This is a genomic window from Enterobacter sp. SENG-6 (assembly GCF_001605945.1).
Lineage (GTDB): Bacteria > Pseudomonadota > Gammaproteobacteria > Enterobacterales > Enterobacteriaceae > Enterobacter > Enterobacter cloacae.
This window is the reverse complement of record NZ_LOMM01000044.1, coordinates 237,302-261,114: the sequence shown is the minus strand read 5'-3', so window position 1 is coordinate 261,114 and position 23,813 is coordinate 237,302. Positions and strand designations below refer to the sequence as shown.

At 56.4% G+C, this 23,813-nt stretch carries 24 protein-coding genes and 1 pseudogene; 11 read left to right on the top strand and 14 right to left on the bottom strand.

What is annotated here, in order from left to right:
• The 3 genes and pseudogenes from AX755_RS25885 to AX755_RS19120 all read left to right on the top strand — a co-directional run.
• Positions 1–378, top strand: a pseudogene (locus AX755_RS25885) (methyltransferase); the annotation flags it as partial.
• Between the two features lie 90 nt (positions 379–468).
• Entirely contained in the window at positions 469–690 is a 222-nt protein-coding gene (locus tag AX755_RS24815) for a DUF2188 domain-containing protein (RefSeq protein ID WP_129327987.1), read from the top strand.
• 498 nt (positions 691–1,188) lie between these two features.
• Complete coding sequence (locus AX755_RS19120) at positions 1,189–1,935, top strand: MipA/OmpV family protein (protein WP_013097055.1); 747 nt, start codon at positions 1,189–1,191, stop codon at positions 1,933–1,935.
• A 91-nt stretch (positions 1,936–2,026) separates the two neighbouring features.
• Here the strand turns inward: AX755_RS19120 and AX755_RS19115 are convergent, their stop codons facing one another.
• Both AX755_RS19115 and gapA read right to left on the bottom strand, forming a co-directional pair.
• Positions 2,027–2,911 (bottom strand): D-hexose-6-phosphate mutarotase, encoded by an 885-nt coding sequence (locus tag AX755_RS19115; RefSeq protein ID WP_013097054.1) that lies wholly within the window; start codon positions 2,909–2,911, stop codon positions 2,027–2,029.
• A 72-nt stretch (positions 2,912–2,983) separates the two neighbouring features.
• Entirely contained in the window at positions 2,984–3,979 is a 996-nt protein-coding gene (gene gapA, locus AX755_RS19110; protein ID WP_013097053.1) for a glyceraldehyde-3-phosphate dehydrogenase, read from the bottom strand.
• A 341-nt stretch (positions 3,980–4,320) separates the two neighbouring features.
• Here gapA and msrB point away from each other — a divergent pair, with 341 nt between their 5' ends.
• Both msrB and AX755_RS19100 read left to right on the top strand, forming a co-directional pair.
• On the top strand, positions 4,321–4,734 hold the full coding sequence (msrB, locus tag AX755_RS19105; protein ID WP_013097052.1) for a peptide-methionine (R)-S-oxide reductase MsrB: 414 nt from the start codon (positions 4,321–4,323) through the stop codon (positions 4,732–4,734).
• A gap of 41 nt (positions 4,735–4,775) precedes the next feature.
• Positions 4,776–5,054, top strand: a complete 279-nt coding sequence (locus tag AX755_RS19100) for a YeaC family protein (RefSeq protein ID WP_013097051.1) — start codon at positions 4,776–4,778, stop codon at positions 5,052–5,054.
• 60 nt (positions 5,055–5,114) lie between these two features.
• Here AX755_RS19100 and AX755_RS19095 read toward each other — a convergent pair whose 3' ends face one another.
• From AX755_RS19095 to sppA, 4 genes are all read right to left on the bottom strand, one after another.
• Positions 5,115–6,371, bottom strand: a complete 1,257-nt coding sequence (locus tag AX755_RS19095) for a glycoside hydrolase family 18 protein (protein WP_062857263.1) — start codon at positions 6,369–6,371, stop codon at positions 5,115–5,117.
• Between the two features lie 171 nt (positions 6,372–6,542).
• Positions 6,543–7,184, bottom strand: coding sequence for a bifunctional nicotinamidase/pyrazinamidase (gene pncA / locus AX755_RS19090; RefSeq protein ID WP_029881996.1), 642 nt, complete (start codon positions 7,182–7,184; stop codon positions 6,543–6,545).
• A gap of 9 nt (positions 7,185–7,193) precedes the next feature.
• The gene (ansA, locus tag AX755_RS19085; protein WP_013097048.1) at positions 7,194–8,210 is read right to left on the bottom strand and encodes an asparaginase; all 1,017 of its coding nucleotides are present in this window, start codon (positions 8,208–8,210) and stop codon (positions 7,194–7,196) included.
• 63 nt (positions 8,211–8,273) lie between these two features.
• A complete protein-coding gene (gene sppA, locus AX755_RS19080; protein ID WP_020690337.1) occupies positions 8,274–10,130 on the bottom strand; it encodes a signal peptide peptidase SppA in 1,857 nt (618 codons plus the stop codon).
• A 167-nt stretch (positions 10,131–10,297) separates the two neighbouring features.
• Here sppA and AX755_RS19075 point away from each other — a divergent pair, with 167 nt between their 5' ends.
• From AX755_RS19075 to AX755_RS19065, 3 genes are all read left to right on the top strand, one after another.
• The gene (locus tag AX755_RS19075; protein ID WP_013097046.1) at positions 10,298–10,849 is read left to right on the top strand and encodes an NAD(P)H nitroreductase; all 552 of its coding nucleotides are present in this window, start codon (positions 10,298–10,300) and stop codon (positions 10,847–10,849) included.
• 116 nt (positions 10,850–10,965) lie between these two features.
• Positions 10,966–12,009: a selenide, water dikinase SelD gene (gene selD / locus AX755_RS19070; protein ID WP_014831513.1), complete on the top strand. Its 1,044-nt coding sequence runs from the start codon at positions 10,966–10,968 to the stop codon at positions 12,007–12,009.
• A 4-nt stretch (positions 12,010–12,013) separates the two neighbouring features.
• Positions 12,014–13,921, top strand: coding sequence for a DNA topoisomerase III (locus tag AX755_RS19065; RefSeq protein ID WP_062857262.1), 1,908 nt, complete (start codon positions 12,014–12,016; stop codon positions 13,919–13,921).
• Between the two features lie 69 nt (positions 13,922–13,990).
• Here the strand turns inward: AX755_RS19065 and gdhA are convergent, their stop codons facing one another.
• Entirely contained in the window at positions 13,991–15,334 is a 1,344-nt protein-coding gene (gene gdhA / locus AX755_RS19060) for an NADP-specific glutamate dehydrogenase (protein WP_020688396.1), read from the bottom strand.
• Positions 15,335–15,562: 228 nt separating this feature from the next.
• Between gdhA and AX755_RS19055 the strand changes: the two genes are divergently transcribed.
• Positions 15,563–15,835 (top strand): YnjH family protein, encoded by a 273-nt coding sequence (locus AX755_RS19055; RefSeq protein WP_013097042.1) that lies wholly within the window; start codon positions 15,563–15,565, stop codon positions 15,833–15,835.
• Here the strand turns inward: AX755_RS19055 and AX755_RS19050 are convergent.
• Positions 15,795–16,211, bottom strand: coding sequence for a pyrimidine (deoxy)nucleoside triphosphate diphosphatase (locus AX755_RS19050; protein WP_062857261.1), 417 nt, complete (start codon positions 16,209–16,211; stop codon positions 15,795–15,797). The two genes, AX755_RS19055 and AX755_RS19050, sit on opposite strands and share 41 nt — an antisense overlap.
• Positions 16,212–16,286: 75 nt before the next feature.
• On the opposite strand from AX755_RS19050, the gene AX755_RS19045 reads away from it, so the two are divergent.
• Both AX755_RS19045 and AX755_RS19040 read left to right on the top strand, forming a co-directional pair.
• Positions 16,287–16,856: a carboxymuconolactone decarboxylase family protein gene (locus AX755_RS19045; protein ID WP_062857260.1), complete on the top strand. Its 570-nt coding sequence runs from the start codon at positions 16,287–16,289 to the stop codon at positions 16,854–16,856.
• Complete coding sequence (locus AX755_RS19040) at positions 16,849–17,466, top strand: CDP-alcohol phosphatidyltransferase family protein (RefSeq protein WP_038419143.1); 618 nt, start codon at positions 16,849–16,851, stop codon at positions 17,464–17,466. Before AX755_RS19045 ends, AX755_RS19040 begins: the two co-directional genes overlap by 8 nt.
• Here AX755_RS19040 and AX755_RS19035 read toward each other — a convergent pair.
• The 6 genes from AX755_RS19035 to xthA form a co-directional block, all read right to left on the bottom strand.
• Positions 17,463–18,770: a sulfurtransferase gene (locus tag AX755_RS19035; protein ID WP_058684496.1), complete on the bottom strand. Its 1,308-nt coding sequence runs from the start codon at positions 18,768–18,770 to the stop codon at positions 17,463–17,465. The two genes, AX755_RS19040 and AX755_RS19035, sit on opposite strands and share 4 nt — an antisense overlap.
• Positions 18,771–18,843: 73 nt before the next feature.
• Positions 18,844–19,464, bottom strand: coding sequence for an ATP-binding cassette domain-containing protein (locus tag AX755_RS19030; RefSeq protein WP_013097037.1), 621 nt, complete (start codon positions 19,462–19,464; stop codon positions 18,844–18,846).
• Positions 19,464–20,993, bottom strand: a complete 1,530-nt coding sequence (locus AX755_RS19025; RefSeq protein WP_062857259.1) for a hypothetical protein — start codon at positions 20,991–20,993, stop codon at positions 19,464–19,466. Before AX755_RS19025 ends, AX755_RS19030 begins: the two co-directional genes overlap by 1 nt.
• Positions 20,966–22,126, bottom strand: coding sequence for an ABC transporter substrate-binding protein (locus AX755_RS19020; RefSeq protein ID WP_373371640.1), 1,161 nt, complete (start codon positions 22,124–22,126; stop codon positions 20,966–20,968). The genes AX755_RS19025 and AX755_RS19020 overlap by 28 nt, the downstream gene beginning before the upstream one ends.
• Positions 22,127–22,141: 15 nt before the next feature.
• On the bottom strand, positions 22,142–22,825 hold the full coding sequence (locus tag AX755_RS19015; RefSeq protein WP_013097034.1) for a TVP38/TMEM64 family protein: 684 nt from the start codon (positions 22,823–22,825) through the stop codon (positions 22,142–22,144).
• A 6-nt stretch (positions 22,826–22,831) separates the two neighbouring features.
• Positions 22,832–23,638: an exodeoxyribonuclease III gene (gene xthA, locus AX755_RS19010; protein ID WP_013097033.1), complete on the bottom strand. Its 807-nt coding sequence runs from the start codon at positions 23,636–23,638 to the stop codon at positions 22,832–22,834.
• Positions 23,639–23,813: the final 175 nt, after the last annotated feature.

The following is a 23,813-nucleotide window of genomic DNA, read 5'->3' as shown; positions in this document are numbered from 1 at the left end:
CTTCTTCATGGGGATGTCCTCATGTGGCTTATGAAGACATTACTAACATCGGGGTGTACTAATCAACGGGGAGCAGGTCACAACACGTCAGAAGCGTATACAGGCCGTTATAAGGGCAGTGAGTTTGAATACAAGGTGATTGAACATGCAAGTACCTTATCCTCATATGGGGTATGGATAGTACCTCAGAGTTCAGCAGGGTTTAAGTACTCTGGACATAGGTACTATGACGCTTCAGTACAAACAGTTAAGTACCAGAAGTTCGTGAAAGAGACGGGGTACACGTTCCAGCCTGGTTGCGGTATTGACACCAGTATCTACAAAGATGAATGGAATGGCACGAATGTGATTTGCGAGGTGGTGACGGTTGAGTACTAAAAATATGATTTTGAGCAAGCCTAACGCAACATATTGTGTCTATACTTATAGTTGACACCATATGGTGTACTTCATGTAGCGAGTGACATTATGGGTAAAAACCAACATGTAGTGCCTCACAACGGACAATGGGCTGTCAGAGGTGCAGGCAACGGAAAAGTAACTTCAACTCACCGTACTCAGCAAGAAGCTATAGATGCTGGGCGAGTTATTTCTCGTAATCAGGGGAGCGAATTAGTCATACATCGCCCTAACGGACAGATTCGAGATAGCGACTCACATGGGAAGGATCCATACCCACCGAAAGGTTAAAGCTCATTATGACAAAAGAGGCCAAAAGCCTCTTTTTTTTGAGATTTACAAATGTTCCTATTGATGATCATATGCGTCCTTTCGTTTTTTAGCACAGGATAAGAGCCGTTCGTATGAGTAGTGGAGGCTCCCGGAAGAGAATCTCTCGCACCTCACTGCCAGAGCAGCAACCTGTGTGCCAGGTCAGACGCTAAGAACCGCGGGGCGTGCAGGAAAACTCTTCTTAAATTAAAGCGTAGATGGCATTTGCAAAACTTGCATGCTGATAAAATCTAATTTCAATGACATATCAATAACTCATCCAAAAATATCCATTGCCGTTATATGTCATACGGGCATTTTTCACCCTGCGGTCACAGAAGTGAAAACGGCCTGTCATCTGAAAAATGAAAAATAACGGGTTAATCAAACTGATTAGCAGGCAAAAAATTTGGGGAAGTACGGGTCTGGCGGTTACACTTCTCCCGCTGATTATTTGACTACAGGAAAGAATGGATTGTGACCAAACTCAAACTTCTGGCATTGGGCGTACTCGCCGCGACCGCAGTTAGCACCGCACAGGCGGAAAGCCAGTGGACGGTAGGTGCGGGCGTTGGCGTCATTAACAGCCCGTATAAACAGTATGATCGTGATGTTTATCCCGTTCCGGTTGTCACCTATGAAGGCGATAACTTCTGGTTCCGTGGACTCGGCGGCGGCTACTATCTGTGGAACGATACGGCCGATAAGCTCTCCATTATGGCCTACTACGATCCGACGCACTTCAAACCGGGTGACAGCGACAGCCACGCCCTGCGTCGACTCGACAAGCGTAAGAGCACCATGATGGCGGGTCTCTCTTATGTGCATAACACCGAGTATGGCTTCCTGCGTACCGCGCTGGCGGGAGACACGCTGGATAACAGCAACGGCTTTATCTGGGATCTGGCCTGGCTCTATCGCTACACGAACGGTGCGTTAACGCTGACGCCAGGTATTGGTGTGCAGTACAACAGTGAGAACTACAACGACTACTACTATGGCGTCTCTAAGAATGAGTCCCGTCGTAGTGGTCTGAAGAGCTACAGCGCAGATGATGGTTGGGATCCGTACCTGGAGCTGACCGCGAGCTACAACTTCCTGGGTGACTGGAACGTATACGGTACTGGCCGTTACGAGCGTCTGAGCGACGAAGTGAAAGACAGCCCAATGGTCGACAAGTCCTGGGCGGGTATTTTCTCTGTCGGTGTGACCTACAAGTTCTGATTGCGCATCAAAACAGTGCAATCTTTGCATTATAACGGGGCGCTTGCGCCCCGTTTGCATTGTGCTGGTGCGGTCAAAATAATACCGCGTCTTAGCGCTTCACAATGCGAATAGTTTGCCCTAAGCGAGACGGTTTTTCTTCGCTGGCTTTTTGCGCCGTAGTGACGCAGGCCGTTTCGACGCAGACAAACGTTTTGTAACCGTCATCGGGCACGTCGGCCATGCTCACTGAGAGTGCCGGACCTGGGTTCCAGCCCACCACGTTGCTGTGATGATGGTGAATCACTTCGATGCCACGGTTGAGGGCACTGTCGTGGATCACGTTGCACGCTTCCGGATGCAGGTAAACGCGGTCGGTACGGTCAGGGAAGGTCTGCACGCCGTCGCTGAGTTTCCCTTCTTTTGCATTGTCCACTTTGTCGATATAGGTATCGCCAAGGCCGCTCACTTTTACCGCGCTGATATCACCCACGTTGAAGTAGGTGTGCAAGGCAGAGGTCGTTTCAAACTCGCCGTGCGCTTCCAGCTCAATCTCGCAGGTTTTACCCAGCTTGAAGCGGGCGTACAGGGTAAACTCGTGCGGCCACAGCGCACGGGTCTCGTCATTGGCCTGAAGCTCAAAGGTCAGCACGGCACCGTTATCATCTTCGTTATGCGCTTTCAGGGTCCACTGCTGGTTGCGGGCAAAACCATGAGAAGGCAGTCCCTGCTGCGCTGACGGGCCAAACCATGGCCAGCAGACAGGCACGCCGCCGCGGATCGCCGCTCCTTTTTTGAAAGAGGTCGCATCGCTCAGCCACAGCACTTCCGTTTCACCTTCCGGTTTCCAGGAGAGCAGGTGGGCGCCGTTCAGCGCAACGGAGGCTTTCACACGCGGGTGGTCAACGACGATAACATCAGCGCCATCAATCTGGCGACGGGAGAGCACAGGGGTAAGTTGTTCGACTACCGGAAGTGCAAAAATTTTATTAATCATTAAGCAATCCTCTGTCTTATAAATAAAAAAGGCGACCGAAGTCGCCTTTTTGGATCAAGCACTCATCTCAACTTATTTGGAGATGTGAGCGATCAGGTCCAGTACTTTGTTAGAGTAGCCGGTTTCGTTGTCGTACCAGGATACCAGTTTAACGAAGTTGTCGTTCAGTGCGATACCTGCTTTAGCATCGAACACGGAAGTGCATACTTCGCCGTTGAAATCGGTAGATACAACGTCGTCTTCGGTGTAACCCAGAACGCCTTTCATTGGGCCTTCGGAAGCAGCTTTGATTGCTTTCTTAATGTCTTCGTAAGAAGCAGCTTTTTCCAGACGAACGGTCAGGTCAACAACGGATACGTTAGGAGTTGGAACGCGGAACGCCATACCAGTCAGTTTGCCATTCAGTTCTGGCAGTACTTTACCTACCGCTTTAGCAGCACCGGTAGAGGATGGGATGATGTTCTGAGCCGCGCCACGGCCGCCACGCCAGTCTTTGTGAGACGGGCCGTCAACGGTTTTCTGAGTAGCGGTGGTCGCGTGAACGGTAGTCATCAGACCTTCGATGATGCCGAAGTTGTCGTTGATAACTTTTGCCAGCGGTGCCAGGCAGTTGGTGGTGCAGGATGCGTTAGAAACGATATCCTGGCCAGCGTAAGTTTCGAAGTTAGCACCACGAACGAACATTGGGGTGTTGTCTTTGGAAGGACCAGTCAGAACAACTTTTTTTGCACCCGCGGTGATGTGTTTACGCGCAGTTTCGTCGGTCAGGAAGATACCGGTTGCTTCAGCAACAACGTCAACACCGATTTCGTTCCATTTCAGGTTAGCTGGGTCTTTCTCAGCAGTAACGCGGATGGTTTTGCCATTAACAACCAGGTGGCCGTCTTTCACTTCAACGGTGCCGTCGAAACGACCGTGAGTTGAGTCGTACTTCAGCATGTACGCCATGTATTCAGCGTCCAGGAGATCGTTGATACCAACGATTTCGATGTCAGAACGTTTCTGAGCAGCACGGAAAACAATACGGCCGATACGGCCAAAACCGTTGATACCTACTTTGATAGTCATATATTCCACCAGCTATTTGTTAGTGAATAAAAGGTTGCCTGTAAAATTACAAAAACCTTACGCAGCGTCAAGCGGAATCGTGTCAATCATTGCGACAAATCAATCCTGTGACTAACGTTTGTGCGACTGACTCGCCTCACTTTCCCTTTGAGCTAGCAACCACATGGGGGCTGCGCCCGGAATTTTAAAGGCCTCGCAGGATAAATATGTGAGCATGATCACAATTGCCTGACCGCCTTTTCGCGACACATAAGTTTAGATCAAAAGTGCACGCAAGGGTGTTAATGTTTTGTTAGAATCCGGGTTAAAAGGTGTCTGTTTCTACAGCGAGATGTAAGCATATGTCGAACCAACGTAACCCTGACGATTTGAAAAAAAACCTCACAGAAATGCAGTTTTACGTGACGCAGAATCACGGCACGGAGCCGCCATTTACCGGGCGTTTACTGCATAACAAACGCGATGGCGTATACCATTGCCTGGTCTGTGACGCCCCCCTGTTCAATTCACAAACGAAATACGATTCTGGCTGCGGCTGGCCGAGCTTTTACGAGCCGGTGAGCGATGACGCGATCCGCTACTTAACTGACTCGTCGCATGGGATGGTGCGTACCGAAATTCGCTGCGGCAACTGCGATGCGCACCTGGGGCATGTCTTCCCGGATGGCCCTCAGCCAACGGGCGAGCGTTTCTGCGTTAACTCAGCTTCTCTGAGCTTCAGCGACGATGAAAACGGCGACCAGATTAAAGGTTGAAAAAACGATTCAGCAAATTATTCCTTTGAAAGGGAGAGATCGTGAATATTGATGACATGATTAACGGTATGACGCCGGAAGTTTATCAGCGTCTGGTCACCGCCGTTGAGCTGGGGAAATGGCCTGATGGCGTTGCCTTAACCCCGGAGCAAAAAGAGAACAGTCTGCAGCTGGTCATGCTGTGGCAGGCGCGCAACAACACCGATGCGCAACACATGACAATCGATACCAACGGCCAGATGGTGATGAAGAGCAAGCGTGAACTGAAGGAAGAGTTTGGTATCACGCCAAAGCCGATTGCGACGATGAAAATACAATAACGGTGTAGGTTGATGTCCTCACTCAACCCTCTCCTTGTGGGAGAGGGTTTGATTGCCTCACTACTTATGCGGGATCCCGAGCGACTCCGCCAGCTGCTTCGCTAACTGGTTATTATCATCCGCCCCATACTCCCAGAACATTGCGCCTGCCAGACCTTTCTCTTTGATATAGTCCGCTTTGATGGCGACGGAACGTGGATTCTCATACGAGAGGGCAAACAGATCCTTCCCGTCGGCGCCCTTCACGGAAAGCCACGGCACTTTCGCCTGGTCGTCCCAGTGTTCGGTAAAGCGCTTTTGCGGGTCGTTTAGCAGTTTCTTCACGATATCGTTGTACTTCACGTAGGTATCTTTGGTCAGGTCATAACCGAGTGATCTGAACAACCCGATCTCCTGTGGGCCGAAGTAAGGCTGTGTCACCGGATTGTTTTGCGCATCGGGCTTGCTCCAGTCAATGCCCGGTTCCACAGCGCGTTTTGGCACGCGCCCATAGAAACCAATCCCAAGGTTCATCTGCTGTGGCTTCAGCCCCGCGGCCAGATAATTGTTCACCACAAAATCAACGCTGTATTTATCTGCTGCCGCCACGGTCGGCCAGGCGCTGGAGTCATACAGGTTCGCGTTAAAATACTGAGTGCCGTACGCCATGTCGTAGGTCATCAGGTTGATATAGTCGAGAAGGGGAGCAATGGCTTTCACATCGACCCAGTTTTTCGGACTTTCCGCATTGGCCCCAACCGCAATCGTGACCAGTTTTTTCTGCCCGAAGGCGGCACGCAGCTCTTTCAGCAGGGCGGTGAAGTTATCCCGGTCAGCAGGCGTGCTTGCGACCAGCCCCCATGCGCCGTTTACCGGGTACTCCCAGTCAAGGTCGATCCCGTCCAGACCGTATTTCTCAACAATCTCCTGCGCCGAGCGGATAAACACCGCGCGGCTCTCTTTGGTGGCTGCTGCGCCCGAGAAACCACGGGCACCCCAACCGCCGACGGAAAGCAGAACGTTTAAATTCGGGTTTTGTTTACGAAGCTGTGGGATAAGCGCCAGGTCGGACGCCACTTTCGGAGATAACCAGATCTGATGCAGCTTCGCCGGATCTTTCAGTGCGGCGTTGGTTTCGTCTTTTTCGTTATTGTAGATAAGGCCAAACGAATAGTTCAGGTGGGTGATCTGGCGGACATCAAGCGTATTAATATCGCCGCCGGGTCCGGCAGTGACATCACCACCGCCGTTAAAGTAGCCCACGGACATCAGGGGAGTGGCGTAAGCAACTGACGCGCAAAGCAAGGGTAAAGCTGCCAGCAATGGCAAACGTTTCATAGGTGTTCCTCTTTGACAGAATAAAAATAACCACGCCACAGAAAAAGCGTGGCGAAAAAACAGCCTGAAAAGCATAGCATTGCCGCTTCGCTGGTGATGCGAGGGAGTTCACTTTATGGGGATCGGAGTGGAAATACCGGGAAAGGCGAAGCCGCCCCCCGGCATAAAAGACTACGCCTGCGTCTCCAGCCAGTCTGCCAGCGTATACAGCGTCGCGCCTTCAGCGGCCATATCCATAAACGCCTGCGCGCTGTCCTGCGGCTGAATGTTCACCCCGCGACAGCCGTCTGTGATGACGCTGACCGTATAACCCAACTGGAGCGCGTCCAGCACGGTAAACTTCACGCAGTAATCGGTTGCCAGCCCCAGCACAATCAGCTCGGTGATTTCGTGGTGACGTAACCACGCGTCCAGCGCCGTTTTCTGACGATGTCCGTTATCGAAAAAGGCGCTGTAGCTGTCAATAGCCGGGTTTTCGCCTTTATGAAACACCGCGTCGATGGCTTTCTGATTCAGCAGCGGATGTAGCGCGGCGCCTTCCGTTTGCTGCACGCAGTGATCGGGCCAGAAGGTTTGCGCCAGACCGTCGAGCTCACCCTGGCTGAAGGGTTCAACGCCGTGCTGGCTGGCAAAACTGCCATGGTTGGCCGGATGCCAGTCCTGGCTTGCGACAACGGCTTCACCGCGCAATTTACACCAGTCAATCAGGGTATTGGCCACGTCGACCGTGCTGTCACCTTCTGCGACGGCCAGTGCGCCGCCCGCGCAGAAATCATTTTGCAAATCGACCAGTAACAGGGCGCGTTGCTTCATGAGGTCTCCTTATTCGTCCGGGGTCAGTTCGCCGCGCAGGTTTTGCATCATGGCGCTGCGAATGGACTGGATGTCCAGATCCTGACTCAGTAAATAATGAAGTTTAGTCAGTGTGGCCTCGACGGTCATATCGAATCCGCTGATCACCCCCGCATGCGCCAGAGCGTTACCGGTGGCATAGCCGCCCATATTGACCTTGCCGGACATACATTGCGTCAGGTTAACCACCACAATCCCGCGCTCGCTCGCTTCCTGCAGCTCTTTCAGGAACTCACTGTTCTGCGGCGCGTTACCCACACCGTAGGAGCGCAAAATCAGCGCTTTTACCGGCTGGCGCAGGAAGTTACGCACCACATCAGCAGAGATGCCCGGATAAATGGTTACCACACCGATCGGCTGCGGAGTGATCGGGTGAACGATCAGCTCGCCTGAGGTGGTCGGCGCAGGCGGCGTGCCCAGACGACGAATATGAATACCCGCTTCCAGCAGCGGTTGCAGGTTTGGTGAGGCGAAGGCGTCAAACCCATCGGCGTGCGCTTTGGTGGTACGGTTGCCACGATACAGACGGTTGTTGAAGAACAGCGAGACCTCGTTAATCGGGTAGTTCGCCGCCACGTAGAGGGAGTTAAGCAGGTTAATCTGTCCATCCGAGCGCAGTTCCGCCAGCGGAATTTGCGAGCCAGTCACAATCACCGGTTTGCTCAGGTTTTCCAGCATGAAGGAGAGCGCCGAGGCGGTAAAGGCCATGGTGTCGGTACCATGCAGGATCACAAAGCCGTCGTACTGGTCGTAATGGGCTTTGATGTCATCCGCGATATGCTGCCAGTCTTCCGGCGTCATGTCGGAGGAGTCCATCAGCGGCTCGTACTCGTGGATGGTAAAGTCAGGCATTTCCGGGCGGTGGAATTCCGGCATCAGGGCAAGCTGACGTTGAAGATGGCCGGACACAGGAATATAGCCGTTTTCAGAGCGCTGCATCCCGATGGTACCGCCAGTGTAGGCTACATAAATCGATTTCTTCTGCATGGTAGTGATTTCTTGTTCTTCAAAAGAAAAAAATCCCCTCTTCACCGGAAGAGGGGACGGGGTTTAACGTACGTTTGCGCAGGTCAGGCAAAACGCGTAACGACTTTGTGGATCATTAAACGCCGCGAGCTTATCGCTTTCCGCTTTCATCGCTTTTGCGGCCGTGGCGACAGGCGCTGGCAGATAAGCCTGCAGCGCTTCCGGCAACATGGCGCGCACGGAGACGGACATGCTGTCCATCACCATATCGAAGAACGACGGCTCATCCTGATAGTATTCAACATGCCACTGTTTGAGCTTCGCCAGTTCGGCGGCTTTCTTCACCGCGTCATCAAAGTCACCCAGGCTGTCGACCAGGCCGTTGCTCTTCGCATCCTGTCCTGTCCAGACGTGGCCCTGAGCAATTTCGTCGATCTGCTGCGGCGTCTTCTTACGCGAGTCAGCGACCAGCGTGATAAAGCGCTTGTAGCCATTCTCAATGCTGAGCTGCATCATCTCGGACACTTCAGGTGGCAGGGATTTGGTTACCGACACATCCGCCAGCGGTGAAGTGGCCACACCATCCGTATGTACACCCAGGTAATCCAGGCTGTTCTCTACCGTGTTGATCACCCCGAAGATGCCAATTGATCCGGTCAGGGTGCTTGGGTTAGCGACGATGTAGTTAGCCGGGGTTGAGATCCAGTAACCGCCGGAAGCCGCCATGCCGCCCATGGAAACCACCACCGGTTTACCTGCTGCACGCGCAGCGGCCAGCTCGGCGCGGATCACTTCAGAGGCGCTGACGCTGCCCCCCGGGCTGTTCACACGCAGCACAATCGCTTTCACTTTCGGGTCAAGACGCGCGTCACGGATCTGCGACGCGGTGGTATCACCCCCGACGTTCCCCGGAGTCTCCTGACCGTCCATGATTGCGCCATTGGCGAAGACAACCGCAACGCTGTCACCACTCTCATCCGGTTTTTTCGCCGCGTAATCGTACATGCTGATCGCGCTGTAATTTTTATCCTCTTTGCTCCAGCCGAACTGTTTGCTCAGGGACTTTTCGATCTCCGCGCTGGTTCCCAGGGCATCGACCAGCTTGTTATCAAGCGCATATTTCGCGGTATCGCCGTCAACCTTGCGCAAGCCGTCCAGCACGCCCTGAGCACCAGGGAAGACCTGTGCAGGGGTAATCTGGCGGTTACTGGCAACTGTGGTCAGGTAGTTCTGCCACAGCTCACCAATCCAGCGGCTGTCCGCTTCACGGGCGGCAGGGGACATGTCATCACGGATGAATGGCTCAACGGCAGATTTATACGTACCGACGCGGAACACGTGGGTGGTGACCTTCAGCTTGTCGAGCAGAGATTTGTAGTAAAGCCCGTTCGTGGCAAAGCCGTGCAGGTCGACCGTACCCTGAGGTGAAAGCCAGATTTTATTGGCAAAGCTCGCCAGATAATATTGCCCCTGGCTGTAGCTGTCGCCTATTGCGATCACCGGTTTACCGCTGTCACGGAATTCACGCAGGGCTTTGCCGATGTACTGCATGGAAGGTTGGTCGGCCCCGGCAAAATCTTTCAGATCCAGCACGATACCCGTAATGTTGCGATCATCTTTTGCCTGACGAATGGTATCGACAATATCGAACAGGGAGTTTTCCTGCAGGCGGTCCGAGGTAGCGCCGAACAGCTGACGACCAATCACTCCCAGACGATTGCTGGTGGAAGGCTTATCGACAATCACGCCGGTGATGTCGAGCAGCAGCGCGCCGCGCGTCGAATGCTGTGACTGGTTTGCGTTACTGATGTGCATCCAGATGCCCGCGCAAACCAGCACCAGGAGGATGAACACGAGGTTCATCACCAGGTTGCGGACGAAATTGAGCAGTCGCCACGTCCATTTAAAGAAACCGGCAAAGATTCGCCAAAGGGTTCGCATGTATTCTCCCTAACCAGAAAATGACTGTTTCCGTCGCCACTGGACGGTAATGTTGGGTTATCGTAATGACCCAACCGCCACTTGTCAGCAGGAATCGCCTGCCAGGCTGTAACAAAATCTGCCGTCGTGTTAATTTTGTGAGTAAATTTCAAGAAAGGAGTTAACCAATGGACGCACTTGAACTGCTTGTTAACCGCCGTAGCGCGTCACGTCTGGCGGAACCTGCGCCAGCGGGTGAGCAGCTGGAGAACATTCTGCGTGCCGGTATGCGTGCGCCGGATCACGGCACACTTCAGCCGTGGCACTTCTTTATTATTGAAGGTGAAGGCCGCGAGCGCTTCAGTCAGCTGCTGGAGCAGGGGGCGGTTGCCGCCGGTCAGGATGAGAAAGGGATCGATAAAGCCCGTAACGCGCCGTTCCGTGCGCCGATGATCATCGCCGTTGTGGCGAAGTGTCAGGCGGAGCATAAAGTGCCTGTCTGGGAGCAGGAGATGTCGGCGGGATGCGCGGTGATGGCGATGCAGATGGCCGCTGTTGCACAAGGCTTCAACGGTATCTGGCGTACCGGGCCACTGACTGAAAGCCCGGCGGTGCGCGACGGACTCAACTGCGGCGAGCATGACAAAATCGTCGGTTTCCTCTATCTCGGCACCCCTCAGCTTAAAGCCTCCAGCACCATTAGCGTGCCAGACACCACGCCTTTCGTCAGCCGTTTCTGATAACGCGCGCTAAACTGTCTGGATTCTGAGCATCTGCCGCAGAATTCAGACAGTCATACTTACCTCTTTAAGGAATGAGCGCTACCATAGCGCGATTGCATTGACAGGAGATGTCCATGAGCGAGCAAACCATTCGTTTAACGCAATACAGCCACGGAGCCGGTTGCGGTTGTAAAATTTCCCCCAAAGTGCTGGAAACCATCCTGCACAGCGAACAGGCGAAGTTTGTCGACCCGAACCTGCTTGTTGGCAACGAAACGCGTGACGATGCAGCGGTTTATGACTTGGGTAACGGCACCAGCATTATCAGTACCACTGACTTCTTTATGCCGATTGTCGATAACCCGTTCGATTTCGGGCGCATCGCAGCGACCAACGCCATCAGCGATATCTTCGCGATGGGCGGTAAACCGATTATGGCGATTGCGATTCTGGGCTGGCCGATCAACACCCTTGCGCCAGAAATAGCCCGCCAGGTGATTGAGGGCGGACGCTTTGCCTGCCAGCAGGCGGGGATTGCCCTGGCCGGTGGTCACTCTATTGATGCGCCGGAGCCGATCTTCGGTCTGGCGGTCACGGGCGTGGTGCCTACCGAGCGCGTCAAACGCAACAGCACCGCGCAGGCGGGTTGCAAGCTGTTCCTCACCAAGCCGCTGGGCATTGGCGTGCTGACCACCGCCGAGAAAAAATCCCTGCTGAAACCCGAGCATAAAGGTCTGGCAACGGAAGTGATGTGCCAGATGAACCTGGCCGGTGCCGCTTTCGCCAATATCGACGGCGTGAAGGCGATGACCGACGTCACCGGTTTTGGCCTGTTGGGGCATCTCTCTGAAGTGTGCCAGGGCGCGGGTGTGCAGGCGCAGGTCTGGTATCAGGACGTGCCGAAGCTGCCAGGCGTGGAAGCGTACATTGCCCAGGGCGCCGTGCCGGGCGGTACTCAGCGTAACTTTGCCAGCTATGGTCATCTGATGGGCGAAATGCCTGAAGAGTGGCGTAACCTGCTGTGCGATCCGCAAACCTCGGGTGGTCTGCTGCTGGCAGTTACGCCGGAGTCAGAAGCCGAGGTACAGGCAACGGCCGCCGAGTTTGGTATTACCCTGACGGCGATCGGCGAACTGGTGACCGCGCGCGGTGGCCGACCGATGATTGAGATCCGTTAATTCGATGCGGTTGTTTATTGCCGAAAAGCCGAGTCTGGCTCGTGCCATCGCCGATGTGCTGCCGAAGCCGCATCGCAAAGGCGACGGCTTTATTGAATGCGGTAACGGGCAGGTGGTCACCTGGTGCATTGGTCACCTGCTTGAGCAGGCACAGCCAGACGTTTACGACAGCCGCTATGCCCGCTGGAACCTCAACGATCTGCCTATCGTGCCGGAAAAATGGCGCCTGCAACCGCGCCCCTCCGTCACCAAACAGCTCAACGTCATTAAGCGCTTTCTGCATGAAGCGTCTGAAGTTGTCCACGCCGGTGACCCGGACAGGGAAGGACAACTGCTGGTGGATGAAGTGCTGGACTATCTGGAGCTGGCGCCGGAAAAACGCCAGCAGGTGCAGCGCTGCCTGATTAACGACCTCAACCCGCAGGCGGTGGCGCGGGCGATTTCGCGCCTTCGCGCCAACAGCGAGTTTATCCCGCTGTGCGTGTCCGCGCTGGCCCGTGCGCGCGCAGACTGGCTGTACGGGATCAACATGACCCGCGCCTACACGATCCTTGGGCGGAATGCCGGCTATCAGGGGGTACTCTCCGTTGGCCGCGTGCAAACGCCGGTGCTGGGGCTGGTGGTGCGCCGTGATGAAGAAATTGAAAACTTCGTTGCCAAAGATTTCTTCGAAGTGAAAGCGCACATCGTCACCCCGAAAGAGGAGCGTTTTACCGCCGTCTGGCAGCCGAGCGATGCCTGCGAATCGTATCAGGATGAAGAGGGGCGGCTGCTGCATCGTCCGCTGGCGGAGCACGTGGTCAACCGGATCACCGGTCAACCTGCCATCGTCACCAGCTATAACGATAAACGGGAATCCGAACCCGCACCGCTGCCGTTTTCACTTTCTGCCCTGCAGATTGAGGCCGCGAAGCGCTTTGGCCTGAGCGCGCAGAACGTGCTGGATATCTGCCAGAAACTCTACGAAACCCACAAGCTCATCACCTATCCGCGTTCAGACAGCCGCTACCTGCCTGAAGAGCACTTTGCCGGACGCCACGCGGTGATGAACGCCATCGGCGTGCATGCGCCGGATCTGCTGCCGCAGCCGGTCGTCAACCCGGATACCCATAACCGCTGCTGGGACGATAAAAAAGTCGATGCCCACCATGCGATCATCCCGACGGCGCGGGCCAGCAACGTCAACCTGACGGAGAACGAAGCGAAGGTCTATAACCTGATCGCGCGTCAATATCTGATGCAGTTCTGCCCGGACGCGGTGTTCCGCAAGTGCGTCATTGAGCTGGAGATCGCCAAAGGCAAATTTATTGCCAAAGCGCGTTTTCTGGCGGAAGCGGGCTGGCGTACGCTGCTTGGCAACAAAGAGCGTGACGAAGAGAATGACGGTACTCCGCTGCCGGTGGTGGCTAAAGACGACGAGCTGCTGTGTGAGAAAGGGGAAGTGGTAGAGCGCCAGACGCAGCCACCACGCCATTTCACCGATGCGACGCTGCTCTCCGCCATGACCGGGATTGCCCGTTTTGTGCAGGACAAAGAGCTGAAAAAGATCCTGCGCGCCACTGACGGGCTGGGAACCGAAGCGACCCGCGCGGGGATCATCGAACTGCTGTTCAAACGCGGCTTCCTGGAGAAAAAAGGGCGCTATATTCACTCCACCGAGCCGGGCAGGGCATTAATCCACTCCCTGCCGGAGCTGGCCGCCAGGCCGGATATGACGGCGCACTGGGAATCGGTGCTGACGCAAATCAGCGAGAAACAGTGCCGTTATCAGGACTTTATGCAGCCGCTGGTGGGGACGCTGTACCAGTTGATCGATCAGGCACGCAGCACGCCGGTGAAGCGGTTCAGAGGAATGGTGGCACCGGGTGGCGGTGCGAAGAAACCGTTTAAAAAGAAAAAGAGCGCGGCCTGATACCTCCGGTTTTCTCCCTCTCCCCGTGGGAGAGGGCTGGGGTGAGGGCACCCGGCCGCACAATAAACTTTAAATCACACCCTGCCCAATCATCGCGTCCGCTACCTTCACGAACCCGGCGATATTCGCACCCCGCACGTAGTTGGTTTGCGAGGCCTCACCGCCGTACTCTACGCAGGCGTGGTGAATATCCAGCATGATGTGGTGCAGACGGGCATCCACTTTCTCCGCTTTCCAGCCCAGACGCGCGGCGTTTTGCGCCATCTCCAGACCGGACGTTGCCACGCCGCCGGCGTTGGCGGCTTTGCCCGGTGCAAACAGTACGCCTGCTTCCAGGAACAGATCGGTCGCCTCGATGGTGGTTGGCATATTCGCCCCTTCGGCTACCGCTTTTACGCCGTTGCTGATTAAGGTGCGGGCGGCTTCAACGTCCAGTTCGTTCTGGGTTGCACACGGCAGGGCGATATCCACCGGCACGCCCCACGGTTGTTTACCCTCAAGATAGGTCAGACCAAACTCGCGGGCATAATCGGCCACGCGGCCATCGCGACTGGCTTTGATTTCACACAGACGCGCCAGTTTCTCAGCCGTGAAGCCGGCTTCATCCACGACGGTACCGCTGGAATCAGACGCGGTGACCACGCGGGCACCAAACTGCATTGCTTTTTCGATGGCATATTGCGCCACGTTGCCGGAGCCGGAGACCGCCACGCGCATGCCTTCAAAGCCTAAGCCGTGGCGTTTCAGCATCGCTTCGGTGAAATAGACCAGACCGTAGCCGGTCGCTTCTGGGCGGATCAGGCTGCCGCCAAAGGAGAGTCCTTTGCCGGTAAAGACGCAGGCGCTGTTGTTTGAGAGCTTTTTCATCATTCCGGCCATAAAGCCCACTTCACGCCCGCCCACGCCGATATCACCGGCAGGGACGTCGGTGTCCGGGCCAAGGTGGCGATAAAGCTCGGTGATCAGCGCCTGGCAGAAACGCATCACTTCGCCTTCGCTTTTGCCTTTCGGGTCAAAATCGCTGCCGCCTTTACCGCCGCCCATCGGCAGGGTAGTGAGCGCGTTTTTAAAGGTCTGCTCAAAGCCAAGGAATTTCAAAATCGACAGGTTCACTGAAGGGTGGAAGCGCATCCCGCCCTTAAACGGCCCGATAGCCGAGTTAAACTGCACGCGCCACGCGCGGTTCACCTGCACCTGATTGCGGTCGTCCACCCACGCCACGCGGAACTGGATCACGCGCTCAGGTTCGACGAGGCGCTCAAGCAAAGACATCTGACGATAACGTGGGTTTTGTTCCAGGAAGGGCCACAGGGTGGTCATTACTTCACGTACGGCCTGCGCAAACTCGCTCTGATGCGGGTCGCGCTGCTGAACATGGGTGAGAAAACTTTCCAGAGTGCGTGTCTGATCCATAGATATAAGAACCTCTTATGATAATTTCCGTATGTGTCTTATACGATTTGTGTTGTTTTTTTGACTATACCACCCGTACCGCTTTGCGAAGCAAGCAGAAATTTATGTCGAAAGGGAAATTAATGACCAGTGCGGCGTCATAACCAAAAGCGATGACGAGATAAATTAAAGGTTCCGCGATGATTAACCGTTATAGTCATTATCAGGACACAACAGGAAGAGAAGTCTATGAACCGTTACGTGATGACCGCGTTATGTTTGATGCTGAGCGCTGGCGCGCAGGCTGACCGCATTCGTCCGGATGTGGAAGTGAACGTACCGCCGGAGGTCTTTAGCTCCAGCGGCCAGAGAGCGCAGCCCTGTAACCAGTGCTGCATCTATCAGGATCAGAACTACTCAGAAGGGGCGGTGGTGAAAGCGGACGGCATCCTGCTGCAGTGCCAGCGCGATGAACGCACCATCAGTACGAACCCACTGGTCTGGCGTCGCGTAAAAGAATAAAGGCTTCCAGCAGCGGAATATCCGCCGGGGCTAAGGGGTAGTCAAACGCCTCTTCAGGCGTACACCACACCAGGGCGCTGTGGTAGTGCGCCGTTAGTTCACCGCTGAAGTGGGGCACGTGCCAGGCGTGTAAATGGATTATCCGCTGTGACACTTCCCGCTGGTGGCTTGCCACGTAGTACGACGGTCGCGCGTGGATCCCCAACTCCTCCTGCAGCTCGCGGATCAGCGCTTCGGGCTGCGTTTCTCCGGCTTCCACCTTTCCACCGGCAAACTCCCACAGGCCCGGCTGATCGGCATGCATGGGGCGCTGCGCCAGTAAAATTTTATTGTCTTTTTCGATGATTGCCGCAACGACATCGAGTGTTTTCAGCATGGTCGTCAATACTTGATAGCGAAAAACACCATATTATCGTGCCCTTTCCAGGAGTCCAGTCATCAGGAGAATCACGTGAAAGAGACATCCACCTGGGTTGCCCCGGTTGAATCCCTTCCCGCCAGCCTCAAACCCATTGCCGCCATGCAGAAAAAACACTTTGGCGCAGTGCTTAACCCCACGCGCTGGTGGGGACGAATGCCGCGCCTGTTCTGGCTGGTGGCGCTGTTTGTCGGGTTTCTGGAGCGACGCAACGCTCGTCTGACGCCGGTGCTGCGCTCGCTGCTGATGACGCGGGTATCCCAGCTCTGTCACTGTGCATTTTGTATTGATGCCAATAGCCTGCGTCTTGCCGAACGCGCGGGCGCGCTGGATAAAGTGCAGGCCGTAAGCCAGTGGCGTGACGCCGCGCTTTTCAATGAGCAGGAGCGCGCGGCGCTGGCCTACGCGGAGGCCGTGACCGCCACGCCGCCGCAGGTGGATGAGGCGCTCAAACGCGAGCTCAAACGCCTTTTTACCGATGAGACGATGAGTGAAATGACGGCGCTGATTGCGTTTCAAAACCTTTCGGCCCGCTTTAATGCCGCCCTTGATGTCCCGGCGCAGGGATTGTGCGACACGTTTAAAGGAAAGCCGTATGCTTGATCGACATCTTCACCCCCGGGTAAAGCCCGCCCTTAACCGGCTGGCCTCCTGGCTGGATAAACCCGGCATCACGCCCGATGGTTTAACGTTGACCGGATTTGCCGCAGGCGTGCTGACGCTACCGTTTCTGGCGCTTGGCTGGTATCCGGCGGCCCTGGTCGCCATTGTGGTTAATCGCCTGCTGGATGGCCTGGACGGCGCGCTGGCACGCCGCAGAGGGCTGACGGATGCGGGCGGGTTTCTGGATATCGCGCTCGATTTTCTGTTCTACGCGTTGGTGCCGTTTGGTTTTGCCCTCGCGGCTCCCGCTGAGAATGCGCTGGCCGCGGCCTGGCTACTGTTCGCCTTTATCGGAACCGGCAGCAGCTTTCTGGCCTTTGCCGCTCTGGCGGCGAAACACAATATCGATAACCCCGGCTATGCGCACAAGTCGTTTTACTATATCGGCGGATTAACGGAAGGGACGGAAACCATCGTGCTGTTTGTGTTGTGCTGCCTGTTTCCGGCGCACTTCACGCTTCTCGCGTGGGTATTTGGCGCGTTGTGCTGGCTGACCACCACAACGCGCATCTGGAGCGGGTATCTGACGCTGCGTTCACTCACGCCCTAGCGCGAACTGTCGGGTCCGCGTTCGCCAGACGACACCGGGTTTTGCGGGTGGCTGCTCCATTCGTACCAGCCACCGTCATAGACGGAGATGTTTTTCCAGCCCATCGCCCGGGCATACATAAAGCCCTCTGAAGCTCGCCAGCCGGTACCGCAATAAAAGGCCACGTGCTGTTCCGGCAGGATGTTCCAGCTTTTCCACATGGCGGCGATGTCATCGGCGCTGCGCATGGTGCCGTCCGGGTTATGGAAATCTTCCATATGGGTGGCATCGCTTCCGGCATGACCCCAGCGGGCACCGGCAATTTCACCTTTGGGTTTGATGTAGCTGTAGCCGCTGGTTTCGCCAGTAAACTCCGGCCACGAGCGAATGCTGACCAGCGAAGCATCCTGGCGATGCAGCATCCCGCGCGCCTGCGCCATATCGATCATCAGCTGTGGCTGACCGGGGATCGGCGCGCCGAAATCGGGAGCGGGTTTGACATCAGCAGGCATCCCTCTTTCCACCGGCAGGTTGGCCTCTGACCACGCTTTCCAGCCACCATCAAGAATACGCACGTCCTTTACGCCCGCGTAGAGCATAATTTGCGCCACGCGGGCGGCGGCATAGACATCGCGACCATACAGAATGACGGTGGTATCGTGACGGATCCCGTGTTTTGCCAGCATCGCTTTCAGTTTGTCGTCAGAAACCTTATTCCACAGCGGCTCGCTTTCCACTTCGTTGGTATCAATATAATCCGCGCCGGGAATGTGGTTCAGTAGATAGAACTTCGGCGCACCCCAGGCGGCTTCAATCACTTTCCAGTCACCGGCCGGGGCGGCTGCCACCGGTTTGCCCTGCGAAAGCTGATAAATCCACTGCGGGTAAACGAGCTGTTCAAAGTGCGGCAGGCGCTGCAGACGCTCAGGGGACTGCAGGGCATCACTGAGAACGGAAACCCGGGGATAACCGGCTTTCTTCAGGCGGGCGCTCACCGCCTGGTTGTCAGCGTCACTGCCGTAGAGGGCGATAGTCGTTGTGGGGGTAAGCTGATGCTGTTTTGCCCAGCGGCCAATCTGGTCGTCGCTCATCGCGCTCAGCCAGGTGGCAGAGAGGTTAAGCGCAGCGGGCTCGTGCCCGGAGGGGGCGCTCAGCGTTTGCGGCCAGCCGTTATAAAACGCACTGGCACGGGTATCGATCGCCGCGCCATGCTGTTCCTGAAGCTGAGCCAGTGTGAGCGAATGGGGCATATCAGCGGCCATGCAAGAGAGTGAGGCGAGGCCGCAAAGCAGGGCCAGCGCGGTCAGTTGAGAAACACGTTTCATCGAATAACCTGACGTCAGTAAAAGAGGGGGGCATTGTCGTCTCTCCTGAAAGGTAAAACATTGCGTTAGCACATTATTGCCAGCGAGAAATCTCAATCACCTCGCCACCCGGCGGAATATCTTCATCGTCATGCGTGACCAGCACTACCGGGATATTGCGTGCGCGCAGGGCATCAAACACCCATGTCCGAAAGGACGACCGCAGTGATTTATCAAGGCGGCTAAACGGTTCGTCCAGCAACAACGCCTGTGGCTCGGCAAGCAGAGCCCGCAGCAGGCTCACCCTGGCACGCTCCCCGCCGGATAGCGTGGCCGGATCGCTGGCATAGTGGCGATTTAGCCCGGCTGAATCCAGAGCCTGTTGCACCTTTTCCCGGCGTGCGCGTCCGGTTATTCGCGCCGGTAACGCCAGCAGCAGATTTTGCCCGACGCTGTACTGGTCAAACAGCAGTGCGTCCTGAAAGAGAATACCGATCCCGCGTTGCTCGACAGGCAGCCCGTCACAGCGGCGATCGTCAAGCCACAGTTCGCCCTGCGCCTGAAAGTCGTCAGACAGTGCCCCAACCATCCATGAGAACAGGGTCGATTTCCCGCTGCCGGACGGCCCCATCAGGGTGACAATTTCACCGCGAGGGACATAAAAGTTAACTTCACGGAACAGCGGCGCAATGGTGAGATTGTTGACCTTCAGCATTAACGTAATCCTCGTCGATAATGGCCTGCGAGACGGGATAACAGTGCGGCAACGCCGAAGACGGCCCCTGTCACCAGCAGAAGCCACAGCGCCCGGTTAGCCAGAATCGGGATGCTGCCGCCGCTGCTGAGCGCCACGGTTTCGGTGGTAAGGGTGCTGAAACGCCCCGCGCCGAGCCAGAGTGTTGGCATGTATTGCGCCATGCTGACCGAAAATCCGGTTGCAAACGCCAGCAGCGCGGGGCGCAACAGCAGGGGACATTTGATCAGGCAGAAGACTTTTGTCCGCCGCCAGCCAAGCGTTCTGGCCGTGAGGAGAAGCCGCGGATCGATGCGCCGCCAGGCGGGTTGCAGTATCAGCAGCATCCACGGCAACACCCACAGCAGATGGCTCCAGAGCACGGCGGCGTACTGCCCGTCGATACCCAGCCATAACGCCACCCTGTATTGCCCGGAAACCAACGGCAGCGCAGGAAGGGCGAGAGGGAGCCAGACCCACAACGCACCACGCCGCGGCCCCCATTCCAGCCAGAGCAGTATCATGATCAGGCCTATCAGGCTGGCGAGCAGGCCGAACGATAAACTGGCACGCACGGCGCTAACATCATCCCACTGGGCCAGCATCAGCAGCACTCCGGCGCAAAGCATGCCGCATGCGGGGAGGATTCCGCTGAGCATACGGGCGGGCGGCGCGAGGGGGAACGTGCGTCGCACCCCTGTCAGCGCAGGCAACGTGCGACGCCACGCCTTCCAGATAGCGAACCCCAGCGCCGAAAGCACGGCCAGCAGCGCGAGCATCAGCAGGCAGAGCAGCATTCCTTTCGTTTGCTGCTGCACGTCGCCCTGGGTCAGCCACTGCCAGGCCAGTACCGCCAGGGTAGGCGGATTCCCCGGCCCCAGGATGATGGCGACATCCACAACAGAGAGGGACCAGGCGAGCACCGCCAGCATTGTGGCACCCAGCGCCGGCGCGATCTCCGGGATCACCAGCCAGCACAGTCGCTGGAACCGCCCGTATCCCAGGGTTTGCAACACGACATTCTGGCGACCCAGCCGGGTTTCAGGTAACACCGCGTATATCGCCCACAGCACGAAGGCACTCTCCTTGACGGCGAGAGTCAGCCCCAGCCCAATCCCGTAGCGATCCAACATCGGGGAGCAGCGTGTACAGAGCTGATAAAACAGACCGCCTTCGGCAAAAGTCAGCAACACGCTGGTGGCGAAAGCAACGTGGGGAACGGCCAGCAGCCACGGCAAACGGGTGCACAGAAGACGCCAGCGCTCACCGGGCCAGAGCGTGGTGACGAAAATCAGGGCGATAAACAGGGCGCCGAGAGTGGCAATCAGCGTGGATACCAGGGTGGCAGCGAGCGCCTGCGGGATCTGCGGGTCGTCAAACAGGCGTTGCCAGTTTTCTGCCGACAGCGCCGGCGTCAACAGCATGGCGGCGGCTGGGACAAGCGGCAGATACACTGCCGCCATCGCCAGCCAGATGAGTGCGCTCAGCGGGTGCCGTAACGACGCAGCCATTCCTGCTCCAGCGCGTTAACCCATGCGGCGTGTGGCTCCGCAAGCATCCGCGGAAGCCCTTGTGGCGTGTGGGCCTGAAGCTGTTTTGCTTCATCTGCGGGCAGCGTGTTCGCCTGCAGTACGCTCGGATCGCCCCAGATCGCCGGGTCGGCTTTGCGGATCTGCGCCTGAGGTGAGAGCAGGAAATTGGCAACCACCCTGGCCCCCGCACTGGCGCTGGCGTTCGCCGGGATGGCAACAAAATGAACGTTACCGATCATCCCGTTGTGAAAACCAAAGCTGTAGCTGTCGGCAGGCAGTTCACCGCTGGCCACTTTTTGCAGCGCATGTGCCGGGTTAAAGGTCAGCGACAGGCTCAGACTGCCGCGGGCGAGCAGGGTATCCATCCGCGCAGGTGAAGGTGGGAAATCTTTTCCTTCTCGCCACAGCAGCGGGTGGAGTTTGTCGAGGTAGTCCCAGAGTGGCGCGGTAACCTGTGCAAAGGTGTCATCGGGCGCGCGTTTCAGCGCATCGGGCCGGGAGGTGAGCGTGAGAAGTAACTGTTCCAGAAACGCGGTGCCGGTAAAATCAGGCGGACGAGGATAGCTGATTTTACCCGGATGCTGCTTGGCCCAGGCCAGTAATCCCTGCGGGTCTGACGGTGGAGTGGGCATGCTCGCTTTGCGGGCGATAAAGGTGAGCTGCGCGCCACCCCACGGAGATTCTGCGCCCTCGGTTGGCAGGGCGAAATCTTCCGTGACCGGTTTGCCCGTGTCGACATAACGCCAGTTAGGCAGCGTCTGTGCCCATCCGGTTTGCAGCAGGTTAGCCTCTTTTAGCGTGCGGAAATTCTCACCGTTAACCCACAAAAGATCCACCGAGCCATGGGTCTTACGCCCGGCGGCAGCTTCTGTCTGGATCCGTTTTACCGCATCCGCGGCATCGGCCAGGTGGACAATGTTGAGGTTGATCGCGTAGTGCGTTTTCATCTCACCGCTGACCCAGTCGAGGTAGCGGTTAACCGCCTGATCGCCTCCCCAGGCGTTAAACCAGACGGTCTGGCCTTTGGCTTGTTCTTGGATAATGTGCCAGCTGTCGGCGGCACACAGAGGAGTGGTCAGCAGCAGACCGGTCAGAAACGCGCAAAAACGCACACGGCGCATAATGCCTCACTTTTTAAACGAAGAGGGGAGTCGGGAAAACAGCCATCGGCTCATCAGCGGTAATAACCCCAGTAGTGTAAAGGCTAACAGCATGCCCGGCGACAGAATATCGCGCAGCGAGGTGATTTTTCCCAGCTCGCGGCCGGCGTTGAGGAAGATAACCGTTGCGGGCAGCATGGCGAGCTGGCTGACCCACCAGTACCTACGCACCCCAATGCGGGTCAGCCCCATCAGCAGATTGACCAGAAAAAACGGGAACAACGGCATCATCCGCAGGGCGAATAGATACCCTGCGCCGTCACGCGCCATCCCCGCGTTCACCGTTTTCATCTGTTGGGCAAACCGTCGCTGAACCCAGTCGCGCAGCAGATAACGGCTGGCGAGCATCGCGAGCGTGGCGCCGAGCGTGGAGGCAAACGACACCAGCAGCGTCCCCTTCCACAGCGTAAATAGCGCGCCGCCCAGCAGGGTCAGTATCGCGGCACCGGGGATAGAGAGGGCGGAAACCACCACATAGAGCGCAAAAAAGATCAGCGCACTTTGCTGCGGGGCGTGTTCGACGCAGGCGAGCAAGGTCTGCTGATGCGTTTTGACGGTTTCAAGAGAGAGCGTGCCCGGAGGAAGAGTGAGCCACGTCAGCATAAAGGCGCCCAGCAGGGCGCACAGTACGACAATTTTTCGAATGTTCACACGGGGTTACAGCTTGAATTTCGCCCACACCGGCGCGTGGTCCGACGGTTTTTCCATGCTGCGGATATCGTAGTCGATCCCGGTTTCAATGCAGCGTTCCGCCAGCGGGGAGCTTGCCAGCAGCAGGTCTATGCGCAGCCCGCGGTTGTCATCAAAGCCTTTTGAGCGGTAATCGAACCATGAGAAGCGATCCTGGGTGTCCGGGTTAGCCGTGCGGAAGGTATCCACCAGACCCCAGCTCAGCAGGCGATCCATCCACTCGCGCTCTTCCGGCAGGAATGAACATTTGCCGGTGCGCAACCAGCGTTTGCGGTTCTCTTCACCAATGCCGATATCCAGATCGGTCGGGCTAATATTCATGTCGCCCATGATCAGCACCGGATTCTCTTTTTTCAGTTCGGTGGTCAGATAATCCTGCAGATCCTGATAAAACTTCGCTTTCGCCGGGAATTTGGTCTCATGGTCACGGCTCTCCCCCTGCGGGAAATAGCCGTTGATCACGGTGATATTGCCGAGCGCTGAAGGAATTTCCGCCATGATGATCCGGCGCTGCGCTTCTTCGCCATCACCCGGGAAGCCGCGGCGGACGGAAACCGGCGTCTCTTTGGTCAGCAGGGCAACGCCGTAATGCCCTTTCTGCCCGTGATAAAAGACGTTGTAACCCAGTTTCACCACCTCTTCGAGGGGGAACATATCGTCGTGAACTTTTGTCTCCTGCAGGCCGATCACATCAGGCTGATGTTGTTCAACAATCGCTTCAAGCTGGTGAGGGCGGGCACGCAGGCCGTTGATATTAAAAGAGACAAATTTCATAGTCGCTGCCAGTGCAAGGTGAATAGTGCATGGATGGTAGCAGAATTTGCGTCGTCTGTTACGGGGATTGACCAATAACTGCGACAGATAATGCCAACGGCGCAATATTTGCACCATTCTGACGCGCTTCGCCCTTAAAAGGGGCGTAAATGGCCGATAAATTTCGCGAGCGATC